A 16,157-nucleotide genomic window follows, 5' to 3' on the forward strand; every position below is an offset into this window, starting at 1 on the left:
TTAAGGCAGAGCCGCGAACGCTTCGACAAGAGAGGGGACGGCAATTCGGGTAACAGGTGCAAGGTGGTAGCGAACGGACAGCCGGCTTCAAAGGTATTCCTGTTCCTGCAGGGGCCACCTGGCATCTTCGCCCGGACCGTTGCAGACGAGCTGGACCTTCTCGGCTGCCGGACGTTGCGCATCAATCTGTGCCCAGGCGACTGGCTTTTCTGGCACGACCGCCGCTGTACGTCCTACCGTGGCTCGCTGGGAGACTGGCAGAGCTGGCTGAAGACCTTCTGCCTCGACAACAGCGTCACCGACATCGTCTACTACGCAGACCGGATGCCATATCACGTGGCAGCGGCCGAGGTCGGGGCAGAACTCGGCCTGACATGTACCGCCTATGAATTCGGTTATCTGCGGCCGGACTGGATTACGCTTGAGAGAAACGGCATGTCCGCGCACTCGCGGTTTCCGAACGACCCCGACCGGATCAGGGCTGCGGCGGAAGGTCTTCCGGAGCCCGACCGGCGCAGGCTCTATACCTATCCGTTTTACGCCGAAGCGGTGAACGAGGTGACGTTCAATATGTCGAACGTCCTGTTCAAGCTGTTTTTTCCGAAGTTCATCCGCGACAAGCTGTACCACCCGCTGCCGGATTATCTCAGCAACATTCCCCGACTTCTCCTCGCAAAGCGGCGCAACCGGAATGCGGCCCACCTGATCGATGACGTGATCGCAGCCGGCTGCCCCTATTTCGTGTTTCCGCTTCAGCTGCAGAGCGATTACCAGCTGCGCTACAATTCTCCGTACGATCATATCGCCGATGCCGCGGAGGAGGTTATCCGTTCCTTTGCAAAGGTGGCGCCCGTCGCGGCCCATCTGGTGTTCAAGCTGCATCCCCTCGATAACGGCATTGAGCCCTGGCGGAAGATCCTGCGCAAGCTTGCGCGGAAGTACGGCGTCAAGAAGCGTGTCTATGTCATCGACGGCGGCAATCTGGATCGCCTGTTGCGCAACGCGGCAGGCGCGCTGACCATCAACAGCACCACCGGCATTCATGCCCTGCGCGCCAAATGTCCGACCAAGGTTCTGGGCATCGCGCTCTACGACATAGCCGGGCTCACCTGCCAGAAACCGCTGGATGAGTTCTGGAAGGACGGGACGCGTCCCGACAACAACCTGGTTGAGGATCTCGAGCGTCTGTTGGCCAGGACCATTCAGGTCAAGGGCTGCTTTTATACCGACCAGGGGCGGCGGGCCGGGGCGAGGGACATGGCGCGCAAGCTGGCGGAAGGGTCCGTCAATCTCCCCGGCGCTCTCTGCGAGGTCCCGCCGCGTCTTGAAAAGGCCAGGCAGATGGGGATAGCCACCACCTTTGCCGAGCAGATGGCCAGCCGCTCGAAGACCGAATTGTGGTCCCATGCCTGGCGGGAATGACCCGACAGCGCCGGGCCGCCGCAGGGTTCTGTTCCTGCAGGGGCCGTTATCGCCGCTCTTCCGCCAGATCGGAGACTGCATCCGCGAAGCCGGCCATGACGTTTTCCGTATCAACCTGTGTGCCGGGGACTGGCTGCACTGGCACGGCCCGGACTGTACATCCTTTCGCGGACGGCTGTCGGACTGGCCGGACTTCATAGGCCGTTTTCTGGCCGATAACCGCATCACCGATCTGGTTCTCCACGGGGATCAGCGCCTCTACCATCGTCTCGCCATAAACTGCGCCAAACAACAGGGCATTCAGATCGCCGTGACCGAACTCGGTTATCTGCGTCCCGGCTGGATGACCCTGGAGAAGAACGGTTTGTCGACACTTAGCCATTTCCCTGACGATCCGGTCCGTGTCCGGCGGATCGCGGATGAGGTTGGCGATGTCGATTTCACGCCAATGTTTCCCGGCTCCTTCTATCTGCAGACCGTTCCCGACGTGATCTACAACCTGGCGAATGTCATCTTGAAGCCACTTTATCCAAGTTATCAGCGCCATACGATCTACCACCCGGTCCCGGAATACCTGCGCGGGGCAAACCGGCTGCTGGGCGAGACGCGGCGCAATCGGGAAGCGGATACGGCCTTGGCCGGGCTGGTGGAGAACGGCTCTCCGTTCTTCGTCCTGCCGCTCCAGCTGGAAGGCGATTTCCAGCTGCGGCGCCATTCGCCCTATGACAGCTTTGCGGACGTCATCGATCTGGTGCTGAGCTCTTTCGCACAAGCGGCGCCGGAGGCCGCGCATCTGGTTCTGAAGAGCCATCCATTGGACGTGGGCTATGAAAACTGGCCGAAGGTGATTGGCGAGACCGTGGTGCGCCATGGGCTTGAAGGCCGGGTTCATTTCTTCGATGGCGGCAACCTCGGCGCCTTGTTCAAACACGCAACCGGCATGGTGACCTTGAATTCCACAGCGGGTCTTGAAGCGTTGCAGGCGGGCTTGCCGGTAAAGACGCTGGTTCCCGCGCATTACGATATCGCCGGTCTGACATCGCGTGCTCCGCTGGAAACGTTCTGGACGAAACCGGAAAGGCCGGACCCCGAGCTGCTTGATGCTTTCCTGCGGGCGCTCGCGGGGACGATCCAGGTCCGCGGTTCGATCCACAATCGGCAGGGCGTGCCGGTGGCTGCAAAAAACATCGCCAAGCGGATCCTGGATCGCAGCCTCAACGAGCCGGACGCCTACGTCGATCCACCGCCGCGCCTTGAGCGGGCGAGAGCGCTCGGAGTTCCGCTTTGAGCGTGCCGGCGGCCGCGGACACGGCGCTGAGCGGCCTGATCGTTTCCGGAGGACAGCCGGGTTTCGAAAGCAGGATTGCCGGGGGGCTGGGCGTATCGCTGGCAGAGACAGCCGAGGCGGCTGATTTCGTGATCTGCGACCTTAATCAGGAAACCTTCGATACGGCGCGGCGCGCGGCGCTGGCCAACGGGAAGTCGCTCTGCCTGGTCATACCGGGCCCGTTGCCGTTGCACTCCAAGGCGTCACCGTCCTCATTTTCCTATGTCATGCTCAAGGCGACGATCCTGTCACGCTACGAGCACGCCGGCGAAGCGGCGATCCGGGCATTGCTTGCCGGCGCTCTGCAGGCCGGGCGCAAGGTTGACACATCGATCCTCGAACTGTGGCGTGGTCTGCCGCCTGCGGATGAAGGCAGCGCGAGGCGGCAGGACGCCGACCCGGAAAACCGGGCGCTGCAGATCCTCCTGGAGACCGGTGGGCTTCCCGATGCCGAGCCGGATGGCTTCTGGCGTATACTGGCCGATGCCTGCGCCGGATCCCAACTGGAGCTTGATCGCGTGATCGGACCGCTCTTGCAAAAAGATACAGCCTGGTTCGAGCCTTACCACCAGGGTGTGATCGATGCGCCTGGCGCCTTGGACATCCTGCGCCTCATTGAAACGCGCAGGGCGGAAAACAACCGGCCTGTCCATTGTTTCGGGGTGGCACCAGGCGGCCGTCCCATTATCTCCGCTGCATTTGCCGGAGACGGTGGACCGGTGACCTGGCACGACAACGATGCCGAAGCTCTGGCCGCCGCGGCCGGGCAGGGTGGCGTTATCCTGTCTGCCGGCGGGCTGGGCGCGGGCTCACTGGAGCAAGCCTGCCGCGACAGAGGTGTCGACTTGCTGCACATGGATGACGACTTCCTGCGCTTTGCCGGTCTTGAGGCCGTGCTCCCACCGGCTGCCATGCTCACGGCCGATGATCTGGGGCCGCATGACGATGCGGCTGGTCCGAGCCGATTGGAGGCACTGCTTCAGAATTATGAACTGAGCGCCGAGGAAATGAGCCGCGGGATTGCTCTTCTCGACCGGCTCGCCCGGATCCACGATTTGAAAGACGATCCGGACAAATCACGGACGATCGCAGTCCCGAAAGGCCGGAAAATAGTATTGGTGCCCGGCGAGGCCGGACGGGTTGAAGAGGCCGCCGCCTCGGAACGCAATCTGCTTTTGTTGCGGCGAACTCGGGAAAGAAACCCGGATGCCTTTATCATCTTCAAGCCGCATGCCGACCTGGAAGCAGACCGGGCCTCAATCCGGGAAGCGCGCCGTTACGCCGATCTCGTGGAAAAAAAGGCCGATATCTCGGATCTGGTCGCGCAGTGTGATGCGGTGGAGACATTTTCGGCGCCGACGGGATTTGCCGCGCTTTTGCTGGGTGTGCCTGTCACCGTCCATGGCCTGCCGTTTTACGCCGGTTGGGGCCTGACCGAGGATCTATCGGTTTTTCCGAGGCGCACGACCCGAAGAACGCTCGCCGAACTCGTCTACCTGACGCTGGTCGTTTACGCCCGCTGCACCGATCCGGTGAGCCTGTTGCCGTGTCCGCCGGACGTCCTGATCGACAGGGCTGTCGCCGGGCAACAGGAGATGCACCGGGCCGCCCGTCCGCGAAATCTGAATCCGATATCCTGGCTTGGCCGCAAACTGGGCTTGTAGTTCCTGCGATCCGGTGTTTTATCCGGAGCACCCGCACGAGTTTTGAAAGAATAGACCATCATGGCTGCGCGAGATCCCGAAGTGATTGTCCTGACCGGTGCGAGCGGAGGCATCGGAACGGCCCTTGCCCGGGAACTGGCGGGTCCGGGGCGCCGATTGGCACTGATCGCACGGGACAGGGAAAAGCTTGAAGCGCTTGCCGAAGAAGTTCGGGGGCAGGGGGCAGAGGCGGAAACCGCCGCGCTCGATATCCGCGACCGGGATGCCCTTCATGCGTTTCTGGAAGATCTGGACCGGCGTCATCCGGTCGACCTCGTCATTGCCAACGCCGGCGTTACGGCGGGACTGGGACCGGGCCGCAGCCGGGAGGCCGATCATGAGGCCGATCGGCAGATCGACATCAATTACCGCGGTGCGGTCAATACGGTGACCGGCGTCGTGGAACCGATGCGCCTGCGCGGACGCGGGCAGATCGTCCTTGTCGCCTCGCTTGCCGGCATGCGCGCCTTGCCCGACATGCCGAGCTACAGTGCGACGAAAGCGGCCGTGATTGCCTACGGTCATTCCCTGCGGGGCTGGCTCGCGCCGTTCGGTGTCGATGTGACGATCATCTGTCCGGGGTTCGTCACGTCACCCATGTCGGCCCGGCATAAAGGCTCCAAACCTTTCGAGATGCCGGCGGAAAAGGCGGCGGTGAAAATGCGCCGGGCGATCGAAAAGCGGAAGGCCTTTTATGCCTTTCCCTTCATCCTGGCGACAGGCATCAGGCTGCAGAACCTGTTGCCGGCCCGGATTTCCGATCTCTTCATGGGGGGCTTCGCCGCCGATATCGAGGAGGACCCGAGATACTCCGGCAGGGACAAGGAAGGCGGCTGAATTAGCGCGTCGCCTTGATCAGCCGGTCGACCGCCGAACCGTCGCTCTTCAGCTTGGCAAGCTCCTCAACGGTGGTCTCGATTGCACGATCGATCTGTTCCCGGGTGTGCTCGCTGGTAATGAAGAAGCGGATCCGGGCCGATTTTTCCGGAACCGCCGGAAAGATGATCGGAAGCGCGTTGATGCCCCGTTCCAGAAGCCGGTTCGACAGGATCGCGGCGCCGACGGAATCCCCGACGATGACCGGAACCACCGAATAACCGGCGCTCGGTCCGGTATCGAGACCTGCGTCCTTTGCCTTCTTCAGGAAATACTGCCCGTTTTCCTGCAACTTCCGAACCCGTTCCGGCTCACGTTCCATGACCTGAACGGAGGCGATTGCCGACGCGGTCAGAGCGGGCGAAAGGCCGACGGAAAAAACGAAGCCCGGTGCGGAGACCTTGAGGTAGTCGCACAGCGCCTTGGAGCCGGCGATATAGCCGCCGCAGGAGGAGAACGTCTTCGAGAGCGTCCCCATCCACATCTCGACCTCTCTGGGGTCTACACCGTAGTGTTCGGCAATGCCGTGACCGGTTGTGCCGAGCACACCGATGGAATGGGCTTCGTCGACCATCAGCCAGGCATCATAGGACTGCTTGAGGGCGACAAGTCGCTTCAGGTCCGGAAAGTCCCCGTCCATGGAATAGAGGCCTTCGACGATGATCAGCACGTTGTCGAACTTGTGCCGGTTCTCGATGAGCAGCTTTTCCAGCGCATCGAGATTATCGTGCGGAAAGTTGATCCGCGTGGCGCCCGAGAGGCGGGCCCCTTCGGCAATCGAATTATGCACCAGGGAATCCGTCAGGATGAGATCGCCCTTGCGCATCAGGTGGCCGATTGTGGTCACATTGGTCGCATGACCGCTCACCATGACGATGGAGGATTCCACGCCGTGCACGCGCGCAAGCGCCTGTTCCAGTTCGCCATGAAGGGGGCGTTCCCCGGCAACGATCCGGCTGGCGGAAACGCTGGTTCCGAAAGTGTCGATCGCGTCCTTGGCTGCCTGGCTGACTTCCGGATGACCGTTGAGGCCCAGATAGTTGTAGGAGGCGAAATTGTCGTGCGTCTTGCCGTCGATTTCCGTCGTTCCGGTTGCCAGTCCGTCATGCGGCCGGAAGAAAGGGTTTTCGATCCCCATCATGTCGGCCGCCGCGCGCTGCATCTGCAATTGTTTGATCTGCGGTAGGGTCTTGAAGTCGAAGGCTTTTCTTTTCGGCGTTTCGGTTTTTGCCGAAGCCGAGGCGGGCCGCTTGTCACGTGCCGAGCGGCGCCCTGCACGGACGCTATCCATCAGTTTGGCGCGTTCGTCGGCACCCAGGCCCTTGGTATCCGTCATAGGAATGATCCCAGTTCGCGGCTCTTGTTTTCCAGTTGCGCCGCGACGTCCGTGAGGTCTTCCGTTTCCGTACGTTCGTTGTCGGTCACGTGCTGGCTGGCAAGCGTTTGAGATTCCGCAGAATAGCGGTCCTCGCTGTCCTCGCCCAGAACGCGATGTGCCACGCGGCTCGACAGGTCGATCAGTGTGGCGCCGTTGGCGAGCGACATCAGCGGAATGTCGATCCCCAGTTGGCGTTCCGCGCTCATGCGCAGTTCCAGCGCCATAAGCGAATCCATGCCGATTTCGGACAGCGGCTTGTGGGCATCGATCTCGTCCGGCGAGATCCGCAGGATCTTGCCGATTTCCGCCGCAAGCAGCTTGGCAACGGTCTGGGCCGCGGTGGCCTTGTCCATGCCGTCGAGCAGCGCATGCAGATCGATGGCGCCTTCTGCGCCACTGCCGTCATCGCCTTCGCCAAAACCCAGAAGCTGGATCAGCGGCGTGCCCAACAGAGCCAGGTCCTTGCGGGCCGACTGCCAGTCGATCCGGGCATAGCCGACCGCTGCGGTTTCCAGGTCCTGCTGGGGCAGGGCCATCAGCGACATCAGGCCGTCGAGGGCTTCTTTCGCGGTCAGGGCGTGGCGGCCGAGCTTGCGCGAGAGCATTTCGTTGACGTCTTCGTTGCGGGCAAGGTAGCCCGCATCGGAGATCGCGCCCCAGGCAACCGTGAGGGCAGGGCGGCCTTCCGCGCGACGCTTGCGGGCAAGCGCTTCCAGGTATCCGTTGGCGGCCACATAATTGGCTTGGCCCGGGTTGCCGACCAGAGTGGTCGCAGAGGAATAAAGCACGAAGTGATCGAGCGGATCGTCCCGGGTTAGCCGATCCAGCAGTTCGGCTCCACGCACCTTCGGCGCCAGCACGCGGGTCAGCCCGTCATGCTCCAGATTGGCGATCAGGACGTCGTTCAGAACCATTGCCGTATGGAACACGCCGCAGATCGGGCGTCCGGCGGAGCGGATCGATTCCAGCGCCAATTTGACGGCAGATTCATCGGTGATATCGCAGGCATGGGCGGACACCGAAACACCGCGCTTCTCAAGGCTCTCGATGGCCTGGCGGGCATCGTCGGAATCGCCGCCGCGGCGGCTCAGCACCGCAAGGTGTTTCGCGCCCTTGTCGGCGAGGCGGTTGAGCAGTTCCACCCCGAAGCCGCCGAAGCCGCCCGCAATCACGTAGACCGCATCGTCCTTGAAGGCGAGATGCTGCGTTTCGGGAAGATTTTCGGGCACTTCCGGCGGGCGCAGCACGATCTTGCCGATATGACCCGCCTGCTGCATCAGCCGGAAGGCGTCGACCACCTGATCGGCTTCGAACACACGGTAGGGCAGGGGCGACAGCGTCCGGTCTTCAAACAGCTCAACCAGTTTGGTGAACAGCTCTACAGCGAGCTGCGGCTGGCGGGTCAGAAGCTGATCGGCGTCAATGCCGAAATAGGTCAGGTTCTGGCGGAACGGACGAAGCCCGATCCGGGTGTTGCCGTAATAGTCGCGTTTGCCCAGTTCCAGGAACCGGCCGAACGGCTTCAGCACTTCGATGCTGCGTTCCATGGCCTCGCCGAACAGCGAGTTCAGGACCACATCGACGCCTTCACCGTCGGTTTCCTTCATCACCGCGTCGACGAAGGACAGGCTGCGCGAGTCGAGGACGACATCCGCGCCAAGCAACTTCAGCACGTTCCGCTTTTCCGGAGAGCCGGCGGTGGTGATGATCCGCGCCCCGCGCCACTTGGCGATCTGGAGCGCGGCAAGACCGACACCGCCTGCGCCGCCGTGGATCAGGACCGTTTCACCCTCTGACAGTCTCGCGAGATGCACCAGGGCGTAATAGGCGGTGAGGAAGGTCACCGGGATGGTTGCGGCTTCCTCCGGGGAGACCGTGGAGGGCATCGGCGCACAGCCGCTCTCGTCCACGGTGACATGACTTGCAAAACAGGCCGGTGCGAAGGTGATCACCCGGTCGCCGGGGCGGAAGCGCGTCACGCCCGGACCGCAGGCAACGACGGTGCCGCAGCATTCCATGCCGAGCGTGGGACCGGCAAAGCCGTCTTCCAGTGCCTCTTCGGGCAACAGACCGAGGGCCCACATGACATCGCGGAAATTCAGGCCGCTGGCCTCCACGGCGATTTCCACGTCCGAGCCATCCGGCTCTGAGCGGTCGACCGCCTGCCACGACAACTGGTCCAGCGCGCCCTGGCGCAGGATATCCAGCCGCATTCCGGGGCGTGCGCCGCCGGAAACCGTCTGTTCGGGAAGCACGCCACCCTGAAGGATTCTGAGGCCCGACCGGTTCCGGCCGTCCAGAACGACTTCCCGCTCTTCGCCGTCACGCAGCAGTTCCTCGGCAAGCCGTGATGCAGCAATGCCCGGCTCCAGTGTCGGGGAAAGATCGATCAGGCGGATATTCGCCTGGGGGAACTCGTTCATCGCCACGCGGCCATAAGCCCAGGCCCCGGCCTGCTCCGGGCAATGGGCGATGCCGCCTGCGAGGTCCTGCGCGCCACCGGGGGCGACGATGACGATCTCACCGTCATCGGCACCAAGCGTATTCAGGATCCGCGTCAGCGACCATGTGCGCTTGTCGACGACGTTGAGGGCATCCGCGTTGTCGGCATATCCGCCCTGTAGATGAACCAGCCGCCCGCGGGCCTTGGCAAGCAGCTGCTTGAGGACATCGCTGTCGCCATCGACATCGATCATCCAGATGCCTTCGGAAACCTCTGTCGTTTCCGCGCCGGCGATCAGGAGGGTGGTCGCGACACCGTCCCGGTTAAGACAGACCGAGAGGCCATCGGCCAGTTTACGGGCGGGCCCTTCCTCATCCGTGAACAGAAGGAAATGGCGGGCTTCGGCCGCTTCAGGAGCGGCTTCCTCTTCCGCGTCTTCGGCCGTTTGTACCGCTTTGGCGCTGGCACGGGCTGAAATCAGATCACCTTCGGCAACGGTGCTGTTCAACGTTGCGGTTTCGATGTGCCCGAAGCCGGCCTGGGAAAGGATCTCGCTCCAATCCTCGTTCAGTCGAGACAGAGCGATGTCGCTGTCATCATCCTGCCACCAGTCCTGCCCGATGCCCCGGATCAGGTCGGTGAGCGGGGCGGCAAGGTGTTCGGCGGCCACAAGCAGGGCGTCTTCAACCGCCATGTCGGCGATCTTCGAAAGTTGGCCTTCCCGCAGTTCGGCAATCGATTCTGCGAAGACAATGAGATCGAATGGAGCCTTCTTCGCAAGCGTATCGTCCTCGAACTCATGGAACTGGGTCGATGTGCTTCCGGTCCAAAGGCGCGCTGCACGGCCAAGCTGGTTGTCCGAGGGATCCGTGACTGCAACGGACATCCGGCGCGGATCGATCTGGCGATCGAGCGATTGAATCACGTCGTGGGCGGACGCTCCAACGACGAGGCAGCGCAGGGCCCGGTCTTCCGGCCAGTTGCCGATCAGTCCAAGAACCGTGGCCTTCAGGGCGCCGGAAATGGCTGTCGCCGCCGGGGACGCGGTCAGATAGGCATCATAGAGTCCGCTCGCATAGAGATCACCGGCCGATGCGGGCAGGCCATCCCGCAAAACATCGACAAGGCCGGTGTAGAGACGCGCAAGAAGTGAGGCTTCGGCGATATGGCGCGCGCCCTCCAGCGCAATTGTCTGCATCAGCAGGGACGTAGCCGGCCCATCTGCGGGGTCGGACAATTGCCAACCGCCTTCTGCTTCACCGGCAAGCTCGCTTTCCTCAAGCCATCCCAGCAGGGAATGCACGAGCGGCCGCGCCGTCTCATGGATCTTGTCCGTGCCGATCAGGGCGGTCAGGTCGAACCTGCCATTCTCGCAGAATTGCCAGAGCGTTTCGTGGGCAATCGTCCGCCCCAGAGCTTCGACGAGAAGAACAGAATCTTCAAGTTCCGGCGCTTCGTCGGCCGTAATACCGATTTCAGCGGCAAAGGCCGCAAATCCATTCGGCAGAACCGTTTCTGCCGGGGCTTTGCGGTCGGCGTCCGGCAACAGGGTGGCCAGTTGCTTGTAGATGAGCTCGTTCGGACGCGTTTCCCGACCGAGCTTGACGGCGCGGAACCGGGTCCGCGCAAAGCGGGCGATAACCTCGCCATTGGCATCGAGATATTCGAATGTCGCCTCGATGGAGCGGGGCGAGGCCTTCGTCACCTTGATGCGGACCGCCGCGGGTTTTGCTTCCGGCTGTAGCAGCCGGAGGCTGCCGATACGGATCGGCAGGAAGCTGGTCTTTTCCGGAACGCCTGGAACCGACTGGAGTAGGGCGAAAAGGCCGTGGAAGCCGGAATCCACCAGCGTCGGGCAAAGGGACAACTCGGTCTGCGCAAGGCAGTCGTCCTGCGGGCGCAGGTAGACGGTCGCGGAGCGTTCGTCATGGGTTATGACATGGTCCGCCCGCCGGAAAACCGGGCCGTACTCCAGGCCAAAGGACCGGGTGATCGTGTAAAGGTCGTCGTGATCCAGCCGGGAGGTTTCCTGTTCGCCTGCCGGCAGCCAGGGCGTAAGGCCGGTCTCCGACGGTGTCACGAAATGACCGCGGGCGTTCAGCGACCAGTCGCTGTCCTGCAGGCGCGGTCTTGAATAGATTTCCACGACCCGGTCGTCAGGCGAAATCCGGACTTCCGTTTCCCAGGTTTCGCCACTGTCGATGACCAGCGGGCGCAGGATATCCAGATCCCGTATCTCGACCGTATCGCTCTTGGTCCAGTTCAGGGCTGCGCGCAGCACCATTTCCGTATAGCCGGCGGCGGGGAAAACGACCGATTCCTCCACCTTGTGGTCCGCCAGCCAGGGAATGGCAACGGCATCCACGTGGTTGAACCATTCCGCCACGTCCTGCCGCAGGCGATAGCCGAGCAGGGGCCAGGTCCGGCCGAACATGAAGTCCACCCGTTCCGACGTGGGATCGGGCATGTAGGGCGAATTCTGCCAGGGATATCCGGGAAGTGCGGTCAACGCATCCGGCCGCGGGGCGACGAAGCGGGAGAGATCCACCTTGCCGCCGTGGGCAACGACGGCACTCGCTACCTTGGCGACGGGGTTCTGCACCGGTGTGTTGTTCTTGCCCGGCTGTTCGAGGCTCGCAAGCACCGTCGCCTTCTTACCGTCGCTGCGAAGGACGTCGTTCATATAGGTGCCTAGCACGGCCTTCGGGCCGATTTCCACCAGCACGCCGAAACCGTCTTCGCTCATCTTCGAGATCGCGTCGGCGAATTTCACCGGCTGGCGGACGTTACGCCACCAGTAATCGCTGTCCAGCGCCAGGTCCTGCGTCTCCGGCTCGACGGTCGAGTAGAAGGGCAGGGTCGGTTCTTGCGGCGTAATGCCGGTCAGCGCGGTCAGCAGCGGTTCCCGGATCGGGTCCACCAGAGCGCTGTGGAACGGATAGGCCAGGTTCAAGCGGCGCAAAGCCCACTTCTTTTTGCGGGCGAATTTCGCGAAAGCATCCAGGCTATCGGTGTCGCCGGAAATGGTAACGCTGCGCGGGCTGTTGATCGCGGCCAGTTCAAGCCGTGGCAGGCCGCTTTCTTCCATTGCGGCGAGGGCGGCTTCGGCCGGCAGCAGAAGGGCGGCCATGGAACCGAGATCGCGGACCACTTCCTGTTCGCTGGACCGGGCGTGAATGACCTTGACCGCCTGTTCGAGGGTCAGAGCTCCGCAACACCACGCGGCGGCGACTTCGCCGACGCTGTGGCCGCAGGCGCCTTCGGCTTGGATGCCGCGGCTTCTCAACGCCTCGACGAGGGCAACCTGAATCGCAAACAGCAGCGGCTGAGAGATTTCCGCGCGTTCGATGTCATTTTCCAGGTCTTCGGCGAAAAGGGTGGTCAGAAGCGACCAGCCGCCGATGCCCATGAAAATCTTGTCGACCCGCTCGAAAGCGATCCGGAAGGTCTCGTCTTTCTGGTAGGCTTCCTGGCCCATGCCGGCCCATTGGGAACCGTTGCCTGAGAAGACAAAGCCGATCTTCTCCTTCGCCTTGAGGGCCTCGCCGGCGATCGCCTCGGGCGCATCCTCTTCGGCAAGAAAGGCCTCCAGGGATGCCAACCGGCTTTCCGGTGTGTCGCCGGAAACGACAAGACGCTGCGCGAGGAGTTCGCGCGCATGGGCGGCGGAAACCGTCACGCGTGCCGCGTCTTCACCATCCGCATCCTTCAGCCGATCGCGATAGCGCGCGGCCAGTTCCTTCAGCGCATCCTTGGACCGGGCGGAGATAACCAGCGGCGCGGCTGGTGAAACGGTTTCATTCGCAACCGGTTCGGGATCGCCGTCCGCGATCACCGTATGGGCGTTGGTGCCGCCAAAGCCGAAGGAGTTGATGCCGGCAAGGCGCGGTTTGTCGGAACGGACAAGCGCGATCTGTTCGCTTGCGACCTTGAGGTTCAGCTCTTCGAACGGGATGTCCGGATTGGGCGTGTTGAAATGCAGCGACTTCGGCAGCGTGTCATGTTTCAGCGCCAGAAGCGACTTGACCAGTCCGACGAGGCCGGACACCGGTTCCAGGTGTCCGACGTTGGTCTTGACCGAACCGATCGGCAGGACCTCGGAGCGCTTCTGGCCGATGACCTTGCCCAGAGCGTCGGCTTCCGCCGGATCGCCGACGCGGGTTCCGGTGCCGTGGGCTTCGACGAAGGCGAGCGCGTTCGGGTCGATCCCAAGGCCCTCGTACATTTCGCGAAGCAGGTCCGCCTGGGCATAGGGAGACGGCAGCGACAGACCGACTGTGCGACCGTCGGCATTGATGCCGGAAGCCAGAATTTTCGCATGACTTCGCGCGCCGTTGAGCACTTTTGCCCGCTTCGAGCGCAGTACGATTGCAACGCCGCCTTCGGAACGCACGTAACCGTCGCCGTTGGCGTCGAAGGCCTGACAAAGTCCGGTCGGCGACAGCATGGTCGCCCGCGAGAAGCCTATGAAGGCGAAGGGGCTCAAAAGCAGGCTGACGCCGCAAACGATGGCCGTGTCGATCTGACCGCTCTCGATCGCGGAAATCGCTTCATGCAACGCGACCAGGGAAGAGGAGCAGGCGGTGTCGACCGTGAAACTCGGGCCGCGCAGATCATAGATGTAGGAAATGCGGTTCGAAACGATCGACAGCGTGTTGCCGGTCATGAACTGCATGTCGGCGGTCGCCGGATCGCCGATGAACCTGTGGTGATAGTCGAGCGAGGAGGCACCGACATAAACGCCGGTCGTGGTTCCGGCCAGTTCGCTTGGCGGGATGTTGGCGTGTTCGAGCGCTTCCCAGACCAGCTGAAGCAGAAGGCGCTGCTGCGGATCTATCTGCAGCGCTTCGCGCGGAGAAATCCCGAAAAAGGAAGGATCGAAGCCCCAGACATCGTCCAGCTGGCCGGCCGCCCAGGTGTAGCTCTTGCCGGAGGAGGATTTGTCGGGATGCCCGAAGCGGGCCAGCGGCCATCTGTCGTTGGAAACCGATGTTACGGCGCATCTTCCATCGCGCAGAAGCGCCCAGAAATCTTCCGAAGAGTTTGCGCCCGGCAACCGGCTCGCATAACCGACGATATCAATATTTGAATGTAAAGAAGCCACTGAGCAACCTTCAGCGTATTTCGCCGTAACGAGCGATCGATGGGGATACGAATAAGGTCAGTGGAACGCGGTGCGCGCTATGCATTTTTATTAACCACCCTCCATGAGTTGCCCTAAGGGCACTCGCCTCTCGATTAATGGCTCACGGCCAATGCTGCACCGCAGGCATACCGGCGGTGTTTAATAAGCCTAGCGGAGACTTGCAAGAGTTTCCACTGCCGAGAAGGCGCCATTGTGGAGGACGGGGGCTGCCTGGAACCGTCCGGTGTCCAGGCAACCGCTCCAAAGTATTCTGAAAGGACGTCTAAACGTTGCTGTCCGGGAAGGATGCTTTTCGATTGGTCATGAAATCCTGCAGGGCCTCATCGATGGCCGGATCGAGCTCGGGACCGCCGTAAGCCGCCAGTTGTTCCTTCCAGATTCGGTTGGCCCGCTTGGCAGCATCCAGTTCGCCGTCCGCCAGCCATTGTTCGTAGGAATTGTTGTCGGCGATCGACGAGCGATAGAATGCGCTTTCGAAATTGCGCTGGGTATGCGCGGCTCCGAGGAAGTGACCGCCCGGTCCGACTTCCTGAAGCGCGTCCATGGCCATTGCTTCGTCGGAAAGATCGATTCCCCTGGCCAGGACATGCATCATGCCGAGCTGGTCGGCGTCCAGGATGAATTTTTCATAAGACGAGCACAGTCCGCCTTCGAGCCAGCCGGCCGCATGAAGGGCAAAGTTCACACCGGACTGAACGGTGGCGGTTATTGTTTGGGCCGATTCCTGGGCGGATTGGGCATCCGGCACCTTGGAGGCCGTGAAGGAGCCTCCGGAACGGAACGGAAGATTGAGCCTGCGGGCAAGTTTGGACGCGCCGTTCAAAAGCAGCGTGCCTTCCGGGCTGCCGAAGGTCGGCGCACCCGATTGCATGGAAATGGAACTGACGAAAGCGCCGAAGACGACCGGCGCACCCGGCCGCAGGAGCTGGGTCAGCGCGCATCCGGCCAAAGCCTCGGCCAGGACCTGCGCCAGGGTGCCGGCAACGGTGACCGGGCTCATTGCGCCGGCAAGGATGAACGGCGAGACGATGCAGGCCTGGTTGGCACGGGCATAGACCTTGAGCGCACCGAGCATGGTGGCGTCGAAGACCAGTGGCGAATTGGCGTTGATGAGCTGGATCATCACGCAGTTCTGATCGACGAATTCCTCGCCGAACACGATCTGCGCCATCTTCACCGAATCTTCCGCCCGTTCCGGCGCGGTCACGGAGCCCATGAACGGTTTGTCGGAATATTTGATATGGGAATAGACCATGTCGAAATGGCGCTTGTTCACCGGCAGGTCCACCGGTTCGCAAACGGTACCGCCGGAGTGGTGCATCCACGGCGACATGTAGGCCAGCTTCACGAAATTGCGGAAATCCTCGATCGTGCCGTAGCGCCGGCCATTGTCGAGGTCCGTCACGAAGGGCGGGCCGTAAACCGGGGCGAACACAAGGTTGTTGCCGCCGATTTCCACGCTACGGGCCGGATTGCGGGCGTGTTGGGTGAACTGGGCGGGCGCCGTCTTGACGAGTTCCTGAAGCATGCCCTTCGGAAAACGGACCCGCTCCCCGTCGACCTCGGCGCCGGCTGCCTTCCAGATGTCCAGAACCTCCGGATCCTCGCGGAACTCCAGGCCGATTTCCGCCAGAATCCGGTCGGTGCTGGCTTCGATCTTCTCAGCGCCTTCATCGCTCAGGACATCGTAGAACGGGATGTTCCGTGAGATGTAGGGAGCGCCGACACCGCCTGATCCGGATATGCGGCGTTCTCGGCGGGCCGATCTCCCGCGGCGTCCCGCGGATACTGCGGCATCGGACATGATTGAGCCTCCATCTGGCTACTCGAATGAGGGACTGCGAGTGTGCGCGAGACTGGTG

At 62.3% G+C, this 16,157-nt stretch carries 7 protein-coding genes; 4 read left to right on the forward strand and 3 right to left on the reverse strand.

The features are described 5' to 3' along the window. Positions 1 to 63: 63 nt before the first annotated feature. From ACN0SO_RS00630 to ACN0SO_RS00645, 4 genes are read left to right on the forward strand one after another with little or no spacing between them, the layout of a single operon-like run. Positions 64 to 1,422, forward strand: coding sequence for a capsule biosynthesis protein (locus ACN0SO_RS00630; protein ID WP_417673464.1), 1,359 nt, complete (start codon positions 64 to 66; stop codon positions 1,420 to 1,422). Then, positions 1,406 to 2,710 (forward strand): capsule biosynthesis protein, encoded by a 1,305-nt coding sequence (locus ACN0SO_RS00635; protein WP_417673466.1) that lies wholly within the window; start codon positions 1,406 to 1,408, stop codon positions 2,708 to 2,710. Before ACN0SO_RS00630 ends, ACN0SO_RS00635 begins: the two co-directional genes overlap by 17 nt. A gap of 2 nt (positions 2,711 to 2,712) precedes the next feature. Further along, positions 2,713 to 4,413, forward strand: coding sequence for a hypothetical protein (locus ACN0SO_RS00640; protein WP_417675004.1), 1,701 nt, complete (start codon positions 2,713 to 2,715; stop codon positions 4,411 to 4,413). Positions 4,414 to 4,473: 60 nt separating this feature from the next. After that, positions 4,474 to 5,289, forward strand: a complete 816-nt coding sequence (locus ACN0SO_RS00645) for an SDR family NAD(P)-dependent oxidoreductase (RefSeq protein ID WP_417673468.1) — start codon at positions 4,474 to 4,476, stop codon at positions 5,287 to 5,289. 1 nt (position 5,290) lies between these two features. Here ACN0SO_RS00645 and ACN0SO_RS00650 read toward each other — a convergent pair whose 3' ends face one another. The 3 genes from ACN0SO_RS00650 to ACN0SO_RS00660 form a co-directional block, all read right to left on the reverse strand. Further along, on the reverse strand, positions 5,291 to 6,664 hold the full coding sequence (locus ACN0SO_RS00650; protein WP_417673470.1) for an aminotransferase class I/II-fold pyridoxal phosphate-dependent enzyme: 1,374 nt from the start codon (positions 6,662 to 6,664) through the stop codon (positions 5,291 to 5,293). Next, positions 6,661 to 14,253: an SDR family NAD(P)-dependent oxidoreductase gene (locus ACN0SO_RS00655; RefSeq protein ID WP_417673472.1), complete on the reverse strand. Its 7,593-nt coding sequence runs from the start codon at positions 14,251 to 14,253 to the stop codon at positions 6,661 to 6,663. Before ACN0SO_RS00655 ends, ACN0SO_RS00650 begins: the two co-directional genes overlap by 4 nt. 304 nt (positions 14,254 to 14,557) lie before the next feature. Continuing rightward, positions 14,558 to 16,099 (reverse strand): trimethylamine methyltransferase family protein, encoded by a 1,542-nt coding sequence (locus tag ACN0SO_RS00660; protein WP_417673474.1) that lies wholly within the window; start codon positions 16,097 to 16,099, stop codon positions 14,558 to 14,560. Positions 16,100 to 16,157: the final 58 nt, after the last annotated feature.

This window comes from Roseibium sp., from assembly GCF_048260565.1.
Taxonomy (GTDB): domain Bacteria; phylum Pseudomonadota; class Alphaproteobacteria; order Rhizobiales; family Stappiaceae; genus Roseibium.

Coding starts and splice junctions, on each gene's coding strand:
- ACN0SO_RS00635 (WP_417673466.1), top strand. CDS start 1,406: ATGCCTGGCGGGAATGACCCGACAGCGCCGGGCCGCCGCAGGGTTCTG.
- ACN0SO_RS00645 (WP_417673468.1), top strand. CDS start 4,474: ATGGCTGCGCGAGATCCCGAAGTGATTGTCCTGACCGGTGCGAGCGGA.
- ACN0SO_RS00650 (WP_417673470.1), bottom strand. CDS start 6,664: ATGACGGATACCAAGGGCCTGGGTGCCGACGAACGCGCCAAACTGATG.
- ACN0SO_RS00660 (WP_417673474.1), bottom strand. CDS start 16,099: ATGTCCGATGCCGCAGTATCCGCGGGACGCCGCGGGAGATCGGCCCGC.